14 protein-coding genes are annotated in these 19,817 nt (G+C 46.7%); 9 read left to right on the top strand and 5 right to left on the bottom strand.

Annotated features, from left to right (window positions below; genetic code table 11):
- Positions 1–20 precede the first annotated feature (20 nt).
- Positions 21–1,049 (bottom strand): aldo/keto reductase, encoded by a 1,029-nt coding sequence (locus tag ABIE50_RS32085; protein ID WP_209863321.1) that lies wholly within the window; start codon positions 1,047–1,049, stop codon positions 21–23.
- 458 nt (positions 1,050–1,507) lie between these two features.
- Between ABIE50_RS32085 and ABIE50_RS32080 the strand changes: the two genes are divergently transcribed.
- From ABIE50_RS32080 to ABIE50_RS32055, 6 genes are all read left to right on the top strand, one after another.
- Positions 1,508–4,690, top strand: a complete 3,183-nt coding sequence (locus tag ABIE50_RS32080) for a SusC/RagA family TonB-linked outer membrane protein (RefSeq protein ID WP_209863319.1) — start codon at positions 1,508–1,510, stop codon at positions 4,688–4,690.
- 11 nt (positions 4,691–4,701) lie between these two features.
- Entirely contained in the window at positions 4,702–6,384 is a 1,683-nt protein-coding gene (locus tag ABIE50_RS32075) for a RagB/SusD family nutrient uptake outer membrane protein (RefSeq protein ID WP_209863316.1), read from the top strand.
- A 33-nt stretch (positions 6,385–6,417) separates the two neighbouring features.
- Entirely contained in the window at positions 6,418–7,554 is a 1,137-nt protein-coding gene (locus ABIE50_RS32070) for a glycan-binding surface protein (RefSeq protein ID WP_209863313.1), read from the top strand.
- An 18-nt stretch (positions 7,555–7,572) separates the two neighbouring features.
- Positions 7,573–8,172, top strand: a complete 600-nt coding sequence (locus ABIE50_RS32065; RefSeq protein WP_209863310.1) for an IPT/TIG domain-containing protein — start codon at positions 7,573–7,575, stop codon at positions 8,170–8,172.
- A gap of 109 nt (positions 8,173–8,281) precedes the next feature.
- Positions 8,282–12,439, top strand: a complete 4,158-nt coding sequence (locus ABIE50_RS32060; protein WP_209863308.1) for a hybrid sensor histidine kinase/response regulator transcription factor — start codon at positions 8,282–8,284, stop codon at positions 12,437–12,439.
- Positions 12,440–12,451: 12 nt separating this feature from the next.
- The gene (locus ABIE50_RS32055; RefSeq protein ID WP_209863305.1) at positions 12,452–13,474 is read left to right on the top strand and encodes a glycoside hydrolase family 5 protein; all 1,023 of its coding nucleotides are present in this window, start codon (positions 12,452–12,454) and stop codon (positions 13,472–13,474) included.
- On the opposite strand, the gene ABIE50_RS32050 is transcribed toward ABIE50_RS32055, so the two are convergent.
- On the bottom strand, positions 13,475–14,113 hold the full coding sequence (locus ABIE50_RS32050; protein ID WP_209863302.1) for a Pr6Pr family membrane protein: 639 nt from the start codon (positions 14,111–14,113) through the stop codon (positions 13,475–13,477).
- A 192-nt stretch (positions 14,114–14,305) separates the two neighbouring features.
- Between ABIE50_RS32050 and yhdJ the strand changes: the two genes are divergently transcribed.
- The 3 genes from yhdJ to ABIE50_RS32035 all read left to right on the top strand — a co-directional run bounded on the left by yhdJ (position 14,306) and on the right by ABIE50_RS32035 (position 17,131).
- Positions 14,306–15,133, top strand: a complete 828-nt coding sequence (yhdJ, locus tag ABIE50_RS32045; RefSeq protein WP_209863299.1) for an adenine-specific DNA-methyltransferase — start codon at positions 14,306–14,308, stop codon at positions 15,131–15,133.
- 39 nt (positions 15,134–15,172) lie between these two features.
- Positions 15,173–16,210: an endonuclease/exonuclease/phosphatase family protein gene (locus tag ABIE50_RS32040; RefSeq protein WP_209863295.1), complete on the top strand. Its 1,038-nt coding sequence runs from the start codon at positions 15,173–15,175 to the stop codon at positions 16,208–16,210.
- Between the two features lie 69 nt (positions 16,211–16,279).
- Complete coding sequence (locus tag ABIE50_RS32035) at positions 16,280–17,131, top strand: tetratricopeptide repeat protein (protein WP_209863292.1); 852 nt, start codon at positions 16,280–16,282, stop codon at positions 17,129–17,131.
- On the opposite strand, the gene ABIE50_RS32030 is transcribed toward ABIE50_RS32035, so the two are convergent.
- The 3 genes from ABIE50_RS32030 to ABIE50_RS32020 form a co-directional block, all read right to left on the bottom strand.
- The gene (locus ABIE50_RS32030) at positions 17,126–17,761 is read right to left on the bottom strand and encodes a DUF5710 domain-containing protein (RefSeq protein ID WP_209863290.1); all 636 of its coding nucleotides are present in this window, start codon (positions 17,759–17,761) and stop codon (positions 17,126–17,128) included. The genes ABIE50_RS32035 and ABIE50_RS32030 overlap by 6 nt on opposite strands.
- Before the next feature lie 306 nt (positions 17,762–18,067).
- Positions 18,068–18,532, bottom strand: a complete 465-nt coding sequence (locus ABIE50_RS32025) for a VOC family protein (RefSeq protein ID WP_354028276.1) — start codon at positions 18,530–18,532, stop codon at positions 18,068–18,070.
- A gap of 99 nt (positions 18,533–18,631) precedes the next feature.
- Positions 18,632–19,729 (bottom strand): hypothetical protein, encoded by a 1,098-nt coding sequence (locus tag ABIE50_RS32020; RefSeq protein ID WP_209863287.1) that lies wholly within the window; start codon positions 19,727–19,729, stop codon positions 18,632–18,634.
- Positions 19,730–19,817: the final 88 nt, after the last annotated feature.

Here is a 19,817-nt window from a genome sequence, read left to right as displayed (position 1 = left end):
CCCGGATCATGCTGATCTTCTTATTTAACCAGTCCCGCTGCTACATGCTGGGGATCTGCCAGGTTATGGTTAAACCAGTGGGGATATAAGGGCCCCGGTGCTGTAAGACTGTCCAGTAATTCCACCTCCTCCGCGGAAAGCTCAATGGTGGCTGATTTAAGGTTGTCTTCCAGCTGTTGCGCTTTGGAAGCGCCAATCAGCACACTGGATACCACCGGTTTGGTAAGCAGCCAGGCCAGTGATATTTGTGCCACCGTAGCATTATGTGCTGCCGCTATTTCTTTCATCCGGTCTACTAAAACGAAGCCCTTTTCTTTATCGAACGGAATAATATCAAAACCAGAAAGACGGTTCCCTTCTTCTTTCAGGTTTTCGCGGGTGTATTTTCCGCTCAGGAATCCGCCTGCCAGCGGCCCCCAAACCGTCATGCCTATACCTGCCTGCTGCATAAACGGCACTACATCATATTCCACATCACGTCCTACCAGGGTGTAGTTCATCTGGCCATTGCAGAAAGTGGCCCAGCCATTATCGCGTTGCATCTGCCAGGCAAGCGCCGATTTCCATACTGACCAGTTAGAGAAGCCGATATAACGCACTTTACCACTTTTAACCAGCCCGTCGAGCGTGGTAAGCGTTTCCTCCAATGGTGTAACCGGGTCTTCGCGGTGCACAATATACAGGTCAATGTAATCAGTGCCCAGACGCTTCAGGCTCTGGTCGCAGGAGTACAGGATATGCCTGCGGGAAAGCCCTGACTGTGTAATAGGTGCGCCATTCCGGAAACCTACCTTAGTGGCAATCACCACCTCATGCCGGCGCTTAGCCAATAGCTTGCCCAGCATTACTTCCGATTGACCAGCAGCATACCCGTCCGCAGTATCAAAAAAATTGATACCAGCGGCAAGCGACGTATCAATCATTCTGCCGGCCTCTTCTTCAGATACCTTATATATAGTAGGAATAGATGGATCACTGCCAAAGGTCATGGCACCAAATGATAATCGGGAAACTATAAGTCCGGTATTTCCAAGGGTAGTGTATTTCATAAGAAAACTCAATTACAGGATTTAAAATATAAAATATGGTTAAGTCGCCCAAAAGAATGGCAAATATTGTCCGGAAAATTTATCAGCCAGATACTACTATTGTTAATACTTATTTATCAATTGTAGTATTTTTCTGACCCTGCAACCTACCATTTTTTTAAATATTTTTTTAGTAAGATGCTGATTTAAAGTTTGTTATCCCCGGTTAACATTTGTGTTATAATCGTTATCAAAGCTGATATGGATTTTTATGAAAGTACAATAGCTTCATCGTGAATTCCATATATAAAGTTGGCCTATACCACTTTTATGATGCGTCAGCAATGCCATAAAACAGGTCCTGTACACGAATAGTTTACATTTTTAGAATTCCACATTTTATATCAACCAGATACCGTCAGTATGTTTAAAACAAACGTTATGAAACACTTATTACCTCACCCTCAAATCATTCATCAATGAAAAAAGTTCTGACAAGGTTAAAACCCGTATGCTGTTTTTTCCTCTGCTATTCATTGTTAATGATCGGCTGCTCCCTCACTGCATACAGTCAAACCCATACTGTAAAGGGAGTGATTACAGGCGAATCGCAGCCACTCCCCGGCGCCACCGTGCTGGTAAAGGGAACCAAAACAATGGCGCTCAGTAATCTTAATGGTGAATTTACCATTGCCGCGGCAAAAGGAGATATACTGGTAGTCACCTACCTCAGTTACCAGACCCGGGAAATCCGCGTGGGCGATGAGGAGGTTATCCGTATATCGCTTACCTCAGCCACCAGCAAGCTCGATGAACTGGTGGTAGTTGCCTATGGTAAAGCAAAGCGTGCTAACCTTACCAGCGCGCAAACTACGGTCACCTCCAAAGAAATGGACCGCACGGTAAATACCACACTGGAACAGGCCATCCAGGGCCGCACGGCAGGCGTGTACATCACACAGAACTCCGGCCAGCCCGGTGGCGGCATTTCCGTTAACATCCGCGGAGTGAATTCCATCAATGGCACTAATGAACCTTTGTATGTAATTGACGGTGTACAGATGCCCGGCTCCGCTATCTCTTTCGGAGCAACCAGTTCCTCCAATCCGCTGTCAGGCCTTAATCCTGCCGATATCGAAAATATTGAAGTGCTGCAGGGCCCTTCTGCCACTGCCTTATACGGTTCCAGGGCTACCAACGGGGTACTGATCGTAACCACCAAAAGAGGTAAGGCCGGCGATACTAAAATGGATTATGCATTCCAGTATAATATACAAACACCCCCTCCGCATGTTGCGGTAATGGACTTACGCCAGTACGCACAAATGGTAAATGAGTACCATGCACTGGCAGGAGGTAATACTCCGGATGAATTTAAGGACCCTTCGCTGCTGGGCAAAGGCACCGACTGGCAAAAGGAACTGTTCAAAAATGCGCCCATGAGCAAACACCAGTTGAGCCTCAGCGGCGGTACGGATAAAACTACCTTTTACCTTTCCGGCGAATACCTGAAACAGGATGGTATTGCCCCCGGCTCGGGCTTTGACAGGTATGGCTTCCGGTTAAACCTCGACAATAAGCCACGCAACTGGATCACTCTGAATGCAAATCTCAGCTTTAACCAAACAAAAGAAAATCTCACCACCAGCCAGGAAAATATTATTTCCACCGCGTTGCTGCTTACACCGCAGATCCCCGTGAAAAATATGGATGGCTCCTGGGGAGGCGGCGATGTTACCAATGGTGCAAATACCTTTACTCCCGTGAATCCTATTGCCATTGCCAACCTGAATATCAACAGGGCAGTAAGACGGCAACTGCTCGGTGGGATCGGGGCCAGCATCAATCCCATCAAGGATCTCTATATCAGGACCACCTTTAACACCAATTTCGGGTTTGCCAATACGGAAAATTATCTGCCTACCTATTCTATTGGCTGGGCGGTAAACGACAGGGCCAGTTTAACCAATGGCAGCAATGTGAGTACCTACTGGAACTGGAATCAGCTGGTGGAATACTCCAAACAATTGGGAAAGCACAACATCAACCTGATGGTGAGCCATGAGGCACAGGAATCCAGATGGAAAAATTTGACCGGTGGCAGGAAAGGTTTTCTTACCAACGATATCCTGGACCTGAATGCCGGCGAGGCAGCCGATGCCACCAATGCCGGCGGGCAGGGCGACTGGGCAATGGAGTCTTATCTGGGCAGGATAAATTATAATTATGATGATCGTTATATCCTTTCTGCTTCCGCCAGGAGAGATGGCTCTGCCAACTTCGGTGATGAAAACATCTGGGGCACCTTCTCTGCAGCTTCAGCCGCGTGGCGGGTTTCCAGGGAACGCTTCTTTCACGTGCCTTTTATCAGCGATCTTAAATTAAGATTTGAAACGGGTGTTACCGGTAACTCTGGCTGGAGCGCGGGAATCTATGCACCCATGCAGGCGGCAGCCACACCAACAGGCACGGGCTTTTTAACATCGCGGTATGCTAACCCCGCGCTGCAATGGGAGTCTACCCAAACCAATAATATTGGTATTAACCTGGGCTTCCTTGATAATAAAATTACTATTGAGGCAGATTATTATATCAAGAATACCAACAACCTGCTGATGGATATTCCCCTGCCCTGGTATATGGGTACCAATGGAATTGGCGCCGTAGGCGCGCCCACTGTAAATATTGGCTCCCTGGAAAATAAGGGATGGGCAGTAACTATCAATACCACTAATATCCGGACGAAAGATTTCAAATGGGAATCCAGCCTCAACGTGTCGGGTTTCAAAACAAAGATCAAGAAATTCAACACAGATGCCGGTGTATTGAACCGCACCTCATGGTGGCTCGACAACTGGACCCAGCAATCGGTGGTAGGACAGGCCCCATGGCTGTTCCTGGGCTATATCCAGGAAGGCATATTCCAGTCGGTAGATGAAATCAATAAAAGCGCCGTACCGGTAGATAATACCGGGAAACGCCTGCCAACCAACGTAGATAATATCTGGGTGGGAGATATAAAGTTCAAAGACGTGAGTGGCCCGCAGGGGAAACCTGATGGTATCATTGATGTAAACGATCAGACCTATATCGGTAATCCATATCCCAAAGTATTTGGCGGTTTCACCAATACCTTTTCCTATAAAGGTTTTGATCTGAGTATTTTAATTACCGGTACTTATGGCAATGATGTATATAATTACCTGGCCCGGGTAAATTCCAATCCTAACCAGATTAATCTTAGCCGCAACATGATGGTAGCCGCAATAGATTATGCCAAACCGGTAACAGATAAAGATGGTAACATAGTACTGGCCAATCCCGGAACAAGTATTCCAAGGATCTCTAACGGACCAAATGCCAACTATGGCCGGATCACCGACAGATATGTGGAAGATGGCTCTTTCCTGAGGCTGAAAAATGTTTCTCTCTCTTATAGTTTACCATCTTCCCTGCTGGCAAAACAAAAGATTGTAAGGGGCGCCAGGTTTACATTTGGCGCGCAAAACCTGGCCACGCTCACCGGGTACTCAGGATATGATCCGGAAGTAGGCGGTTATGTGGGAAGAGACGCCAGTTCTGCCAACCAAGCCATAGGACTTGATTACGGACGTTATCCACTTACCCGTATCTACACTTTTGCCCTAAGCGTTAACTTCTAAAATTGCTGGTTATGAAAAAGAAGACACTCAATATATATCACCTCTTCCTGCTGCTGCCTGTTGTGTTACTGGCTGCCTGCTCAAAGGAATTTTTACGCCGTCCTCCCAAAGACGCCATTGTGGATGCGGGTTTTTATAAAACAGATGATCAGCTGATGGCGGCAACGGCATTACTTTATAGTAAAGTATGGTCTGATTACAACGGGCGCTCGGCTATCAGTATTGGAGATTTCAGGGCGGGAACTGCCTACTCAGGATGGAACGACAAAGAGAACGTGGAATTCAATACTACTGCCAATACTGCGGCTAATGGCGCATCCTGGCGGTCTTTCTTTATCGTGATAGGGCAATCCAATCTCACAATATCCAATATCAATAAATATGCAGGCCCGGAAGTATCGCCTGCAGCAAAGAAAATGGCTATTGCAGAAGCCCGGTTCATGAGGGCGCTGGCTTACCGTTACCTGGTGATGAACTGGGGAGAAGTGCCCATCATTGAAGATAACCTGAAGCTGATCTCAGATACTTCTCTCCGCAAAAACACCGTGGAAAGCGTATGGAAATTTGTAATCAGCGAAATGCGGTCTCTTGCGGAAGACCTACCGGAAGTACCTGCCCGTGAAGGCCGCATCACAAAATGGACGGCGGAAGGAATGCTTGCGCGCTTCTACCTTACAAGGTCAGGCCTTGGGGCAAACGGCTCCGGAGCCCGTAACCAGTCGGATCTCGATAGCGCCAAATACTTCTCCCAAAGGGTGATCACCAAAAGTAAGTATGCTTTGCTGAGGAGCTACTACGATCTTTTTCTTTTCCCGTATGATAACAATGCAGAGTCGATGTTCTCACTGCAATGGGTATACGCACCTGGCGACTGGGGCGCTTCTAACGCTGCGCCTTCAGACCTGAATTATGATAACAAAATGTGCAACGGCGACGGTTGGGGAGGCGATAAAAGCGCTACCTGGTGGATGATAGGTAAGTATGAAGGATTCGTGAACTCAGGCGATACACTGATCAGTGGCCGGACGCTGGACCAACGACTGAAAGCCACCTTCTTTATGCCCGGCGCTTATTACCCCGAGATTACAGAGAAGCTGGCAGACGGCACCACCCCCAAACTGATTTATCCTTATGTTACCGGTGATAATAACTTCCTCTGTATAAAAAAATATGTAACAGGAAGAGCCGCAGACGTAGGCGGGCAATCAGCCCAGCAAAACTATGGCAACGACACCTATATGATGCGACTGGCCGAAATGTACCTTATTTATGCAGAAGCCGTGCTGGGCAACAATGCCAGCACTACCGACGCCACAGCACTGGAATATTTTAATGCGGTTCATACCCGGGCAGGCCTGCCCCGTTTTGAAAAACCGCTTACCGCCGATGTGATCTTCAATGAACGCATCGTGGAATTTGCCATGGAAGGAATGGCATGGTACGACCTGGTATCGCTTCACTATTATAACAAGGCAAAAACGTATGCCATCCTGAATGCACAGGACAGGGGCCTGTTTGCCACTGCGCCGGATAAAATGCCCGATCCTACTTCCTGGAAATGTGTGAAAACATCATGGGCTTCTTTCCGGAAAATTGTTGCCAACGACGGGAACTTCCTGATTCCAATACCGGCAGCAGAATTAAGCCAGGCGCCTAACCTGAAGAAGCCTGCGGTTGATTATTATAACAAATAAGGCTATACGTTTTTATAAAAAAAATAACATCCCATGCAAAAGATATATAGCGCCATTACCTTTCTTATAATGTGCATAGGCATTTTGTCCTGCACTAAAAAAGATAATCTCCCCAACAACGGGGAGCCGCGCATCAGTTATGTACGCTTAACAGATCCGGCTACTGCAGATTCCCTCCTGGTGGAAGCCGGGCAGGGTGTGCTCATTGCCATTGTAGGTGAAAACCTGGGCGATGTCCGGGAAATCTGGTTCAATGATCAGAAGGCAAGCCTTACGCAGCCCTACATTACCTCCACCGTAATCCTGGTGAGCGTACCATCACAGATCCCCGTAGAGGTAGACAATAAAGTAAAGCTCTTCTTTGCCAGTGGTAAAAAGCTCGAATATAATTTCCCTGTGAAGATCAGTAAACCGCAGGTTACCCGGATGGATTGTGAATATATAGCTGCCGGAGACATAGCCACTATTACCGGCGATTTTTTCTATGCACCGGTAACAGTAACATTCACTGGAGGAGCCGCCGGCGAAATAGTGGAAATAACGGATAAACAACTGAAAGTAAGAGTGCCTGCCGGCGCACAGCCCGGGCAGATCATGGTTAAGACCAATTTCGGGGAAGCCGTTTCAGATTTCTGGTTCCGTGATAACAGGAACATATTCATCAGCAGCGATCCTTTCACCGGCTGGTGGAATGCCTCCTTCGTGGTATCCAACCCTGGTCCGGAAGATCCCACGGCGATCAATGGCAACTACATCCGTGTAAAACAACCCATCGGCAATTGGGGGTGGGTAGAGCTGGCCGGCGGACCTGCTGATGCAATGGGCCCTATCAGCAAAAACATCCCGGATGAAGCCATCCTGAAACCGGAAAACTATAACCTGAAGTTTGAACTGAATACCAAGAAACCGTACAACAATAACGCACTTAAATTTTGTATAGGAGTGAAGGACGACAAACAGGGAGATTTCTCCTGGATGCCACCCTACGATACGAAGGGGGTATGGCAAACAGTGGTGATCCCCTATGAGGAAATAACCGCCAGCTATGCCAGACAAACCGTACAACCCAACGGATATTATACGCGGGTGGTATTCAACGGCGCCGGTGAGCTCGACTGTGATATGTCTTTTGATAACTTCCGCATAGTACCAAAAGTGATTAAAAAATAAGAAATTAATCTACCTGCAATGAAAACTGTTCTGCATAAACATTTGCTATGGCTGCTCCTGCTCATCGCGGGTTCCACAGGCTGCAGCAAAGATGAAGACTCCTCCCAATCCGATAAGGTAACACTCCTGAGCTTTGGCCCTTCGGGGTCAAAACCGGGTGATAAGATCAGCTTTATAGGCACCCGTCTTGATAAAGTAACCGCTATAGCGCTGAAGGGGGCTACTGTGGAAGCCGCGGCCTTTACAGAACGGACCGCGGAGCGTATCGTGATCGTCATTCCACAGGAAACGGAGAAAGGAATAGTAAGCCTGAAAACGCCCGAAGGTGACGTGATATCGAAAACAATTTTAAACCTGGATGTACCCGTAACTATTACCACTATTCCGGCTACCGCTGCCAAAGGGGCAACCATCACCATTAAAGGTACTTTTGTAAACTGGATAACCCGTGTTACTTTTGGTAACGACGATGCGGTGGTAACGGAATTTGTCAGTAAATCACTGACGGACCTGGTGCTGAAAGTACCTGCCACCGCCACCACCGGCCCCCTGATTTTCAGCACTGATGGTACGGCGCCGGTGGATATAACATCGGAAACCCCGTTGGTGATCGAGTAATCCGAAAATACTATACATTTAAACGAAGGAATCGTATTTTCATATTCCCCGCTGCAGCCACCCTGCAGCGGGGCTTTACCAACTTTTTTAATCGTATCCACGTTACCAGATGAAACTTACCAGTATAAAATACCTGCTGTTGTTATGGATGTATTGTACATCTGTTACCGCGCAGGATGTATCGTATGCTTTCTCGCACCTGGATGTAAATAACGGGCTGTCGCACAACGGGGTTACGAGCATCATTAAAGATGCAAAGGGCTTCCTGTGGCTGGGTACTTTTAATGGTCTCAACCGGTTCGACGGGTCTAAATTTAAAGTGTATAAACACAGGCCGAATGATGCCTCTTCTCTCAGCGATAATTTTATCACCAATATTTATGATGCCCCGGGGAACCGGTTCTGGATCAGGACACAGCTGGGATTCTCCATCTATGATCCGGAAACAGACAGTTTTAACGATGATGTGGCCAGATTGCTTCATCCGCTGGAAGTTCAGGGCTACCAGGTGGAAAAAGTGCTGAAAGGCCCCGATGGAGAATTTTATTTTTTACATGCGGAACATGGTATCATTATCCTGAATGAACATCCCCGGCAGGTAAAAGCCTACGGTGTTATAGCAAACGACAGCACTTCCCTTCATTCCACCGCTATGTCTGATATGGTACTGGATGAACGTGGCGACCTGTGGATTGCTTACCAGGACGGATGGGTGGAACAGTTTGATACCCGCACCCGGAAAGTAGTATACCGGGCCATCCCTCTATATGCCGCTGTAGCAAAAAAGAAACCTGTAAGATACCAGTTGTATGTTGACCATCAGCATGATATCTGGCTGTTTACCGGCAACAGCGACGGACTTTACTATTACAGTCCCACGCATAACCAATTCAAACATTTTTATAAAGATGCACCGGAAAACAGGATCAGCGCCAATGTAGTAAATGCGGTGATGCAGGACAAGCAGGGAAAGATATGGATTGCCACTGATCCCGGCGGCATTAACCTGCTCAGCAAACCAGACTTTCATATACAGCACCTGGTGATGGATGAGCGTAATCAAAACAGTCTTACCCAAAACAGTATCACTACATTATACAGCGACGCTACCGGTATGATATGGCTGGGCACCTATAAAAAAGGCGTCAATTACTATTACCCTGACATCTTTAAATTTCCGCTGTACAGCCATGACCCGATGCTGCCGGAAGCGCTGAACTACAGCGATATAAACGCTTTTGCAGAGGATGCAAAGGGGAATATCTGGCTGGGCAGCAACGGCGGTGGCCTTACCTGCTTTAACCCGCAAACAGGTACCTATAAGGCATACGTAAACGATAAATCCAATCCGAATAGCTTAAGCACTAATGTGCTTGTAAGTCTTTGTATAGACCATGAACAGAAAATATGGATAGGCACCTATCTCGGCGGGCTCGATTACTTCGATGGAAAAACGTTTACCCATTACCGTCATGATGACCAGGATACGAATAGCCTGTCTGATAACAGGGTATATGAAATTATGGAAGACAGTGAACATCGCATCTGGGTGGGGACGCTGTCCGGCGGTATCAATATTTTTGACCGGAAAACAAAAACATTTAAACATTTAAGAAGAGAAGATGCCGTCAGCATCCATTCCAATTATATTTTCACCCTTTTGGAAGATCTCCGGAAAGATATATGGATAGGCACTTCCAACGGGATTGATGTGCTGGAGAAAAAGACCGGGAAATTTGTACATTACCAGCACGATAATAATAATCCCAACAGCCTGGCAAATGATAATATCCTTTCCATGATCGAAGACAGCAGGGGATACATTTGTATTGGCACACGTGAGGGACTGAATATTTTTGATCCGCGTACTAAACGGTTTTCCCTGTTCAGGGAAGAGAACGGATTACCAGATAATAATATCCTGGGTATCCGGGAAGATAAAAAACATCATCTGTGGCTGAGTACAGCCAACGGTCTTTCTAATGGAGTTGTATCAGTGGAGAACGGGATATATAAAATGAATTTTATTAACTATGATGTAAAAGATGGTTTGCAGGGTAAGCAATTTAATGAAGACGCTTCCCTGGTAACCACAGAGGGCGAAATGATTTTTGGCGGATTCAATGGCTTTAATTTTTTCAACCCGGAAAGCATTAAGATCAACAACATCTTACCGGAACTGGTATTTACAGATTTCCAGTTATTTAATCATACTGTAAAGCCCGGTGAGAAAATTAACGGCCGGGTGATCCTTCCGGCTTCAATTACTGTTACCAGGAATATTGTACTGAATTATAACCAGAATTTTTTTTCGATAGAATTTGCCGCGCTGGACTACCTGAGCCCCGATAAAGTAAGGTACCAGTACATGATGGAAGGACTGGATGAAAACTGGATAGCAGCTGATAACAGGACCCGGAAAGCTACTTATACTAATGTAGACCCGGGGAACTATGTATTCAAGGTGAGAACATCTACCGTACACGACACATGGAACGGAAAAGTACTGACGGTAAATATCCGTATCCTGCCGCCGTTCTGGAAAACACAGATCGCTTATGTAGCATATGTATTGCTGATTTTAGCCATTTTATTTTACCTGAGATACCGGGGCATCAAAAGAATAAGGACACAATTTTTACAGGAGCAGGAAAAGCAGGAAGCGTTACGGATCCGGGAACAGGAAAGGGAGGAAGCCAGGAGGCTGCATGAGCTTGACCGCCTGAAGATCAAGTTCCTCACGAATGTAAGCCACGAGTTCAGAACACCGCTGTCGCTGATCATAGCTCCGTTGGATAAAATGCTGAAAGACCCGCAGCTGGCGGAACAGAATGCGCAGGTAAGTATGATCAAGCGTAATGTAAAACGTTTATTGAACCTCGTAAATCAATTGCTGGATTTCAGGAAGATGGAAGTATATGACCTGAAACTGGATGCCAGGCAGGGCGACATCATCCGCTTCATCAAAGAAGTGTCTTTTTCCTTCATGGATATTGCCGAACAGAAAAATATCAAATTTGCCTTTGATACAGATGTTCCTTCCCTGGAAACCAGTTTTGATTTTGATAAGATAGAAAGGATCCTGTTCAACCTGCTTTCCAATGCGTTTAAGTTTACACCGGCAGGTGGCCATGTGGGTGTTTTCCTGAACCTCATTCCTGCTGAAGCCGGCAGTAACACGGTGCATCTTCGTATCAATGTAATGGACTCCGGAATTGGTATTCCCCCGGAGAAGGTAGATAAGATCTTCGACAGGTTCTATCAGCACGATATTCCTGCTTCACTTATCAACCAGGGAAGTGGTATTGGCTTATCTATCACGCGGGAGTTTGTAAAACTGCATCAGGGCAATATCCGTGTGGAATCCATTACTAACGGTGGCAGCTGCTTTATTGTAGAACTGCCGTTGCAAACAGCGCCGGCCGGCAAGGAGGTGGCAGTGGAAGAAAATCAGCAGCATGGCGCTCCCCAACGGGAAAAGAACAAGAAGCCAACTGTTTTACTGGTAGAAGACAATGAAGATTTCAGGTTTTACCTGAAAGACAATCTACAGGAACATTTTTGTTTGCTGGAAGCCGCCAATGGAAAGGAAGGATGGCAGAAAGCGCTGGCCCTGCACCCCGATCTGATTGTGAGCGATGTGAGCATGCCCGAAATGAATGGCCTTGAGCTATGTACAAAAATCAAACAGGATAAAAGAACCTCGCATATCCCGATTATCCTGCTTACGGCACTGGTAGGAGAAGAATACCAGATGAAAGGACTGGAAACCGGTGCTAACGACTACCTCTGCAAGCCATTCAATTTTGAAATGCTGTTGTCTAAGATCAGGAACCTGCTTACTTTACAAACCACTATCAAGAAAGTATATACGAAACAGGTAGAAGTACAGGTAGCGGATATCAGCATTCAGTCGGTAGATGAAAAGTTTATGGCAGCAGCACTGGCATTTGTGGAAGAAAACCTGCAGAATGCCAACCTGAGCGTAGCTGAACTGAGTAAGCATCTTTGCATCAGCCGGGTATCACTATATAAAAAGATGCTATTGCTTACCGGCAAAACGCCGGTTGATTTTATACGTTCCATCCGGCTCCGGAAAGCGGCGCAGATGCTGGAAAAGAGCCAGCTGAGCATTGCAGAGATATCTTATGAAGTGGGCTTCAATACCCCACATTATTTCACCAAATCTTTTAAAGCTGAATTCGGAGTATTACCATCTGCCTATATCCGGCAGTCCGGTAAAGATTCACCGAAGAAAGCAGGATAAATTATAGCAGATATGAAAACGCTAAAATGTTATTTCTTCGTTGCAATATTTCTTGCCGGATTTTTTACGGAGGCAAAGCCGGCACGGCCTGTATTTACTAGCCCCGGTGACTATACGTTGCCGGCCGGCTCACCGGTGCAGCGTTATGGAGCCCTGCATGTATCAGGCCGTTACCTGAAAGATCAGCATAACAACACCATCACCCTGCGTGGACAAAGCTTCGGCTGGAGCACCTGGTGGCCGCAGTTCTGGAACCAGGGCGTGGTGAACTGGCTCACGGATGATTTTAAAACAGATATTGTCCGTGCTGCTATGGGGGTAGATGTAAAGCCCGCCTATCTGAACGACCGTGCACGCCAGCTTGAATTGCTGAAGAACGTGGTGGATGCTGCGCTGGCAAAAGGCAGTTATGTAATTATTGACTGGCACTGTGAAGCATTTCACCAGGAAGAAGCGGTGGCTTTCTTTAAAGAGATGGCCCAAACTTATGGTCATCATCCGCATATCCTTTATGAGATCATCAACGAACCCAATAAAACGCAAACATGGGAACAGGTAAAAGCCTACGCCGCCGCGGTAATTGCAGGCATCCGCGCATATGACCCGGATAACATTATCATTGTAGGCTGCCCGCACTGGGACCAAAAGATCCGTGAAGTAGCAGATGCGCCTTTAACCGGTTACAGTAATATTATGTATACCGTTCATTTTTATGCGGCGTCGCATGGGCAGTGGTTACGGGACGACTGCGCCTACGCACTCAGTAAAAATATCCCGGTATTTGTAACGGAGTGCAATGGCTCCGAAGCCACCGGCAGCGGGCATATCGACTATCCGCAATGGGAAGCATGGTTCTCTTTCCTGGAAAACAACCAGGTGAGCTGGATCAATTGGTCGGTATCCGACAAACCAAATGAACTATGTTCTATCCTTTTGCCGGGAGCCCCTGCCAATGGCGGATGGACAGCCAATCAGCTTACGGAATCAGGAAAGTATATCCGCGCGAAACTGAGGGGGTACAGCACCCGCAAATAACTATTTTTTCCGGGACCACAGTTTTCCTATGCCAATGAATGCGAGGGACATTAAAATAAATAGAACACCCATCAGTGCAGCATTAATCAGCGTTTGCTGCAAACCTATATTGCCTAAATGGATAAACGGGTAAGGGTAAAAGTTTGAGAAAGAACCGCGCACCAGTACAAACAAAAGGTAAATAAAAGGATACCCCAACCAGGGAAGAAAATCCTTCCACCGGAGGGAACTTTTGTTTACAAACACACACCAGTACAAAACAAATAGTACCGGCACTATTACATGCTGTACCTCGTTTAATATTTTTTGTAACCCCTCAAATTGCGCGAGCTTCCGGAGTATTATATTATAGATCAGGCCTACGATAGTGATATATACGGTTATCGCGGTAGCAGTGCCTGTACGCGCAAAGAACCGGCCCCAGCGGCTGTTTGGAGCAACCAGCAGTACCGTGCAGTAAACCGCTACCATGGCGTTGGTAAGCAGGGTGAAGTAACTGAAATACCGGATGAAATTCTCAAACCATGGAGCGTTGCCGTTGCCGATAGTGATAAAAAACTGTGGAATAAGTGCAAACCAGGCGAAACAGGATAAGATCGCCAGGAAGATTTTTATTGGAATGGGTTTTTGAAGGCTCATCTTCCATTAGTATTTATACGAATATAATCATATAATCCCCACTTAGTGTTATTCCAGGTTGAATAACTTATTTCTAACTTGCAGCACTGTTTATTTATTCCTGTACTCATTTTTTACAATACCTTCCGGAAAAAGGCCAGGATATTTTATCCTGGCCTTTTTTAGCTAAATTTATCGGCATAAAAGAAGGAAATGGAAGTTTTCGGTACCCAGAGTCATACAATAATACATGGAGATGCTTTGCAGGCCCTGCAAACACTGGTGCCGGATCGTTCAGTGGATCTCATCTTCGCCGATCCTCCCTATAATATCGGTAAAAACTTTAACGGGCATATTGAGAAATGGGATACGGAAGAAGAATACCTTACATGGTGCTACCAGTGGCTGGATCTTTGTATCAGGAAGCTCAAACCGGCAGGTAGCTTCTATGTAATGACAGCTACCCAGTTTATGCCATATTTCGATATTTACCTGCGCGGAAAAATAAATATCCTGTCCCGTATTGTATGGAGCTACGATAGTTCCGGCGTACAGGCCCGGAAATATTTTGGGTCTATGTATGAGCCCATCCTGTTTTGCGTGAACGATAAAAGTAATTATACTTTCAACGCTGCCGATATACTGGTTGAAGCAAAAACCGGCGCAAAAAGAAAGCTGATCGACTACCGCAAAAGTACGCCTGCTGCATATAACACGCAAAAGGTGCCGGGTAATGTATGGGACTTTCCACGGGTACGCTACCGCATGGATGAATATGAAAATCATCCCACACAAAAGCCCGTGGCGCTCCTGGAACGTATTATTAAAGCCAGTTCTAATCCCGGCGACAGGATACTGGACCCTTTTTCCGGTACCTTTACCACCTGCGCTGTGGCCAAAGCCCTGGGAAGGAACTGCACCGGTATTGAGATGCAGGAAGAATATATAAAGATCGGGCTGAGAAGATTGGAGCTCGCTGAAGAATACAAGGGAGAAAAATTACAACGTGAAATGCGCTCCTTTGAAAACGGTATTATCTAACCACCGTTTCAATAAACAGTGATAAATGAACGGCATCATATGATCAGACATCTGAGAACATTTCTGCTCATTGCAGGAAACATCTTGTTTTTCTCTTTTAAAGGAATTTCGGAAGATATCCGCTTATCGGTATTTCAGCTCAACATCTGGCAGGAGGGAACCGTGGTGCCCGGTGGTTATAATGCTATTGTAGATGAAATAGCTGCTGTAGATGCCGACTTTGTAACATTGAGCGAAGTAAGGAATTATAATAACACCCGGCTGTGCGACAGGCTGGTGGCTTCATTGAATACAAAAGGCAAAAAGTATTATTCTTTTCTGAGCCAGGGCGCGGGGCTGCTTAGCAGGTACCCGATCACAGACAGCTCCGTTATCTTCAGCGATAATGGAGCGATCTGCAAACTGGTAGCCAATGTGCATGGCCGGGAAGTAGCGGTGTATTCAGCCCATCTCGATTACCTGAATTATGCAGTGTATCTGCCAAGAGGATATGATGGTGTTACATGGAAAAAGATGGCAGCACCCTGTACTAACCTCGATACTATCATGGCCTCTAACCTTGCATCCAAAAGGGATGAAGGCGTTGCGGCGTTTTTAAAGACAGCAGCGGATGATATAAGCCGTAACCGGATCGTATTCCTCGGTGGCGACTTTAATGAGGCCAGTCATCTCGACTGGACCGCTGCCACAAAAGATCTTTACGATCATCATGGTGTGGTTGCGCCCTGGACCTGTTCTGTAATGCTGCAGGATAAAGGGTTTAAAGACAGCTATCGGGTTATTTACCCGTCTGCTGTTACTCATCCGGGTTTTACTTTTCCTGCAGATAATAAAGCAGTAGATGTGAAAAAACTGGCCTGGGCGCCGGATGCAGATGAAAGGGAAAGGATAGATTATATTTATTTTTACCCCGACAAGAAGCTCACCTTGCGAAAGAGCGCCGTGGTAGGCCCTTCAGGAAGTATTATCAGGAACCGGCGGGAGAAGGAACAGGGGCAGGATTACTTTCTGCCGCCAACCGGTACCTGGCCTACAGATCATAAAGGAGTGCTAAGTATATTCAGACTAAGTATTTAAAATATTCCATCTTATTTTTGTCCCTGTACAGTTCCGGTTGTACAGGGACTTTATTTTAAACCAGGATATATGGAATTAGCCGATCAGAAAATAGTGACCGCTATTGAAGGCATATGGCAGGAAGCAGAGGTCTTGTTTGAAAACAATGATCCTGCCCGGTACGTACTGAAGCTGGAAGAAGCATGGGAGCTATTACCAGCCCCCAAAGAAGGGTATGAAGAGAGCTATGATATTGCCCTTGCTATTGCGGAAACTTATTTTATTTTAAAAAATCCTGACGCATTAATACGCTGGGCCAGCATATTGCAACGGTGTGATCCTGCACGTCCCGGCGATGGCGAACGTGAATTCGTGATGGGAAAAGCGCTGTTTGAAACCGGTAATATGGAAGGCGCGCGAACGCATTTTATAACTGCTCTGAATAAGTCCAACGGGCGGGTATTTGAAGGCGCCGACGAAAAATACCTCCATGCATTTCCCGGCCTGGCTGTCCTGGTGGAACAGCTGCCCGCAGATATTTACGAACAGATAGAAGCTTTATCTGAAGCGGGTAACAACCTGGCTGATGCAGATGACTTTGACGGCGCTATTGCCCGGTTCTCAGAAGCGCTGCAACTTCTGCCTCCACCGGCGCAGCATTGGGAAGCCAGTACCTGGTTGTATGCCAGCATAGGCGATATGTACTATTTTAAAGGCGATTACCAGGCTGCGGCCAATAACTTTTTTGATGCGCTTAATGGCCCGGATGCACAGGCTAACGGCTTTGTAAACCTGCGCCTGGGAGAAAGCCTGTTTGAGCTGAAGCAGATGGAGCAATCGCTGGAATATCTTTTAAGGGCGTATATGCTGGAGGGAGAGGAGATTTTTGCAGAAGAAGATGCCCGTTATTTTGATTTCCTGAAAACAAGGGTACAGTTATAGATCGGGTCTTTCTGCAAATTCATTAATAAGCCGTGCATGATCGCCTAAGGAATATACTGCATCTATCAATGGAGCGTATTTCAGGGTGTAATTGCGGATCATTAGCTGTGAGGCTTCGGTTCTTTCTGTTGGGTTGAATACGCTGCCGGCTTCATCGAAAAGGAACCAGTCGCCCTGAATACTGTTGCAGGATTCACAGTGGTTAGACCAGCAGTGATCTCCCTGCGTATTTGACCAGGCCCGCTTATAACGCGGATAGTGATCGTTCAGCAGTGTTTGAAGATTTTCAGAAATAGCAGATACCTGCTGGAATACAGTAAAGAAATCCTGGGCCAGCCATACCAGTTCATCCCGCTCATTCATATCTTTCTCATAAAAATAATTACCCGCAATGGCTATCACGCGATTATGATGCTGGCATTTCCAGCACGGCCTGCCTGCATGTACAATACTTATTTCATTGGGCAGGATGATCGCGGGATGTTTTTCCGGTATCCACCGGGCCACGTCTATCAGCCGGTCGTACCGGTCCTCCGGTAAATACCAGGTATGCGCTACCTGGTCCCATTGGGCGCCCATAGATGCAGCATGCTCTTTTTCCGCGTTGGGAACATTCAGTAGTAATGACATAAAAAGCAGGGTATGACTAAAGACTCTCGTTAATGAATTTAAGGAAAAAAAGGGGATTTTGGAGATCTGTTCACGATTACTTAACGGATCTGTTCAGATAGTAGCGGCGGAGCGGCCGGTAGGGGGCAAACAGGGGTTAATCACAACAAAAACATTGGCGATGTTGAAACCTGCTTTGGTATAATAGATACCAGGCAATAACTGCAACGAAGACAATGATCAGCCCTTAAAAAAGCGGTCAATGCCTTCGTTGTATGCCGGTTGGAATAAGGTTACGGCAACCATATGTGGTGCCTGTGTATATGATCAGTATTTATCATCATTGATCTCCAGCCAGTATCCGTCCGGGTCGCGGAGATAGATCTGCTGTACGCCATCCACTCTTTTATTTACTGCCCCGGCTTTGCCCGGCCAGTCTTCAAAGGCGATATTATGTTTTTTCAATACCCCGATGAAGGCCTCCATATCGGGTACGCTAAAGCAAAGATGCGTGTTCTTGTCGTGCGTAGTGGCTTTGGCTGCGCCGGAGATTACGTGTACATGGCTATGAGGCCCTACCTTAAACCAACTGTGCCTGCCATCTTTGAAAGGCTCTTCCATTGGCTCAAGCCCGATAATATCCCTGTAAAATTCAGTGCTTATTTTCAGGTCTACAACATACAGCGCCATGTGGTTCAGCGATGGATACTTTTTCGTTTGTCCGTTCATGTGAATAGAAATACCGGTAAGCGCCAGTAGAAGGAGGCCGCCGGAGAATATAAATTTTTTCATACAAACAAGATAATCAGCGTAAATGAAAAGTGCAAACGGAAATTGGCTTACCGGTGAGCCCGGTCCTGGCCAATGTTTGCCTGCACTTTCAGCAATAGCTTAATTCGCTGCTTTAAACGCTACTGATTCGATGACAATATCCAGCTTTTTAAGGGCTGGCATATCCGAACGGAGTATTTTATCGCCGGTAGCCTGGTCGTATTGTTTGGGATCGCCGGTGTTGTTGGCTTTCAGTATTACGATCACGTTTTTGCCTTCCAGGGCTCCGCCGTTCCAGCTGGTTACCATACCACCGTTGGTCCATTCGAAAGCATTCAGTTTAAAGGGGCGGCCGTTTACCTTAATGAGTTTATCCAACGGGTCGCCGGCTTTTATGCCATAAGGCGATTTCCATTTGGAAGGGTAGTGGGAGAAAGTAAGGATGTTGCCATTTTCACCGTCAAACTGTACTTCCAGTTCATTGTCTGTATCCGGGTATATCAGGTAGGCTTCACCGTCTTTTTCGCCGGAGAGGTTAATCGCGTCATGTTGGGTAACATTGTTGGCTCCGTACATTTCTACCAGTTGTTCGGGGGTGCGTACCTGGAACAGAGGGCGTACCTCCCAGTTTCGTGTATCCGCAGCCGGAGCAGCGGGGGTAGCAGCATCTGTGCTGCCTGTTGCTGTGGCAGCAGTACTTTCATTGCCACCGGATGTGGTGGCAGGTGCGGCGGCTGCTGCCTGGTTGGCGGCGGCAACTTCAGCAATGGTAGCAGGAGGCTTTTTACCGGTTACCGGTCCTGTATAAGTAGCCAGGAAATCTTTTTTATCATCCAGGAGGGCTTTCACCTCCCCTTTGTATTTATTGGCGGTATAGGTGGCGATGGGAAATACGCTGTTGGTTTGAAGCCCCATACTGCGCAGGTTGGCAATAAACCGCTGCCGGTTGCAATCACTGTACTGATAAAGGTATTTCAGTGCCGCGTCCAGGGCTACCGGGTCTTTTTTCAGGTCAAAAACAGTGGAGTCGATATCCAGGCCGGCATTACCGCTGCGGGTGAGCTGTTCGGCAATGTACCCCGTGATGGAATCGTGCGGCAACTGATAATGAGCGGCTACCCGTGCGGAGAAATCGTCTGCAATATTCTGACTGAGTTTCGTTTGCGCGGTAAGTACTACCGGAACGAGCAGGGCAACCAATATGAAAAACCTTTTCATGTGAGCTGTATTGAGAATCTTTAAAACTAACAACGTTAAGTGGTTTGAGATCACTAATTTATGTAATCTTTGCCACAGCAGTTACCAT

It is taken from the genome of Chitinophaga sp. OAE865 (assembly GCF_040546735.1).
Lineage (GTDB): Bacteria > Bacteroidota > Bacteroidia > Chitinophagales > Chitinophagaceae > Chitinophaga > Chitinophaga polysaccharea_A.
This window is presented reverse-complemented; position numbering and strand designations above follow the sequence as displayed.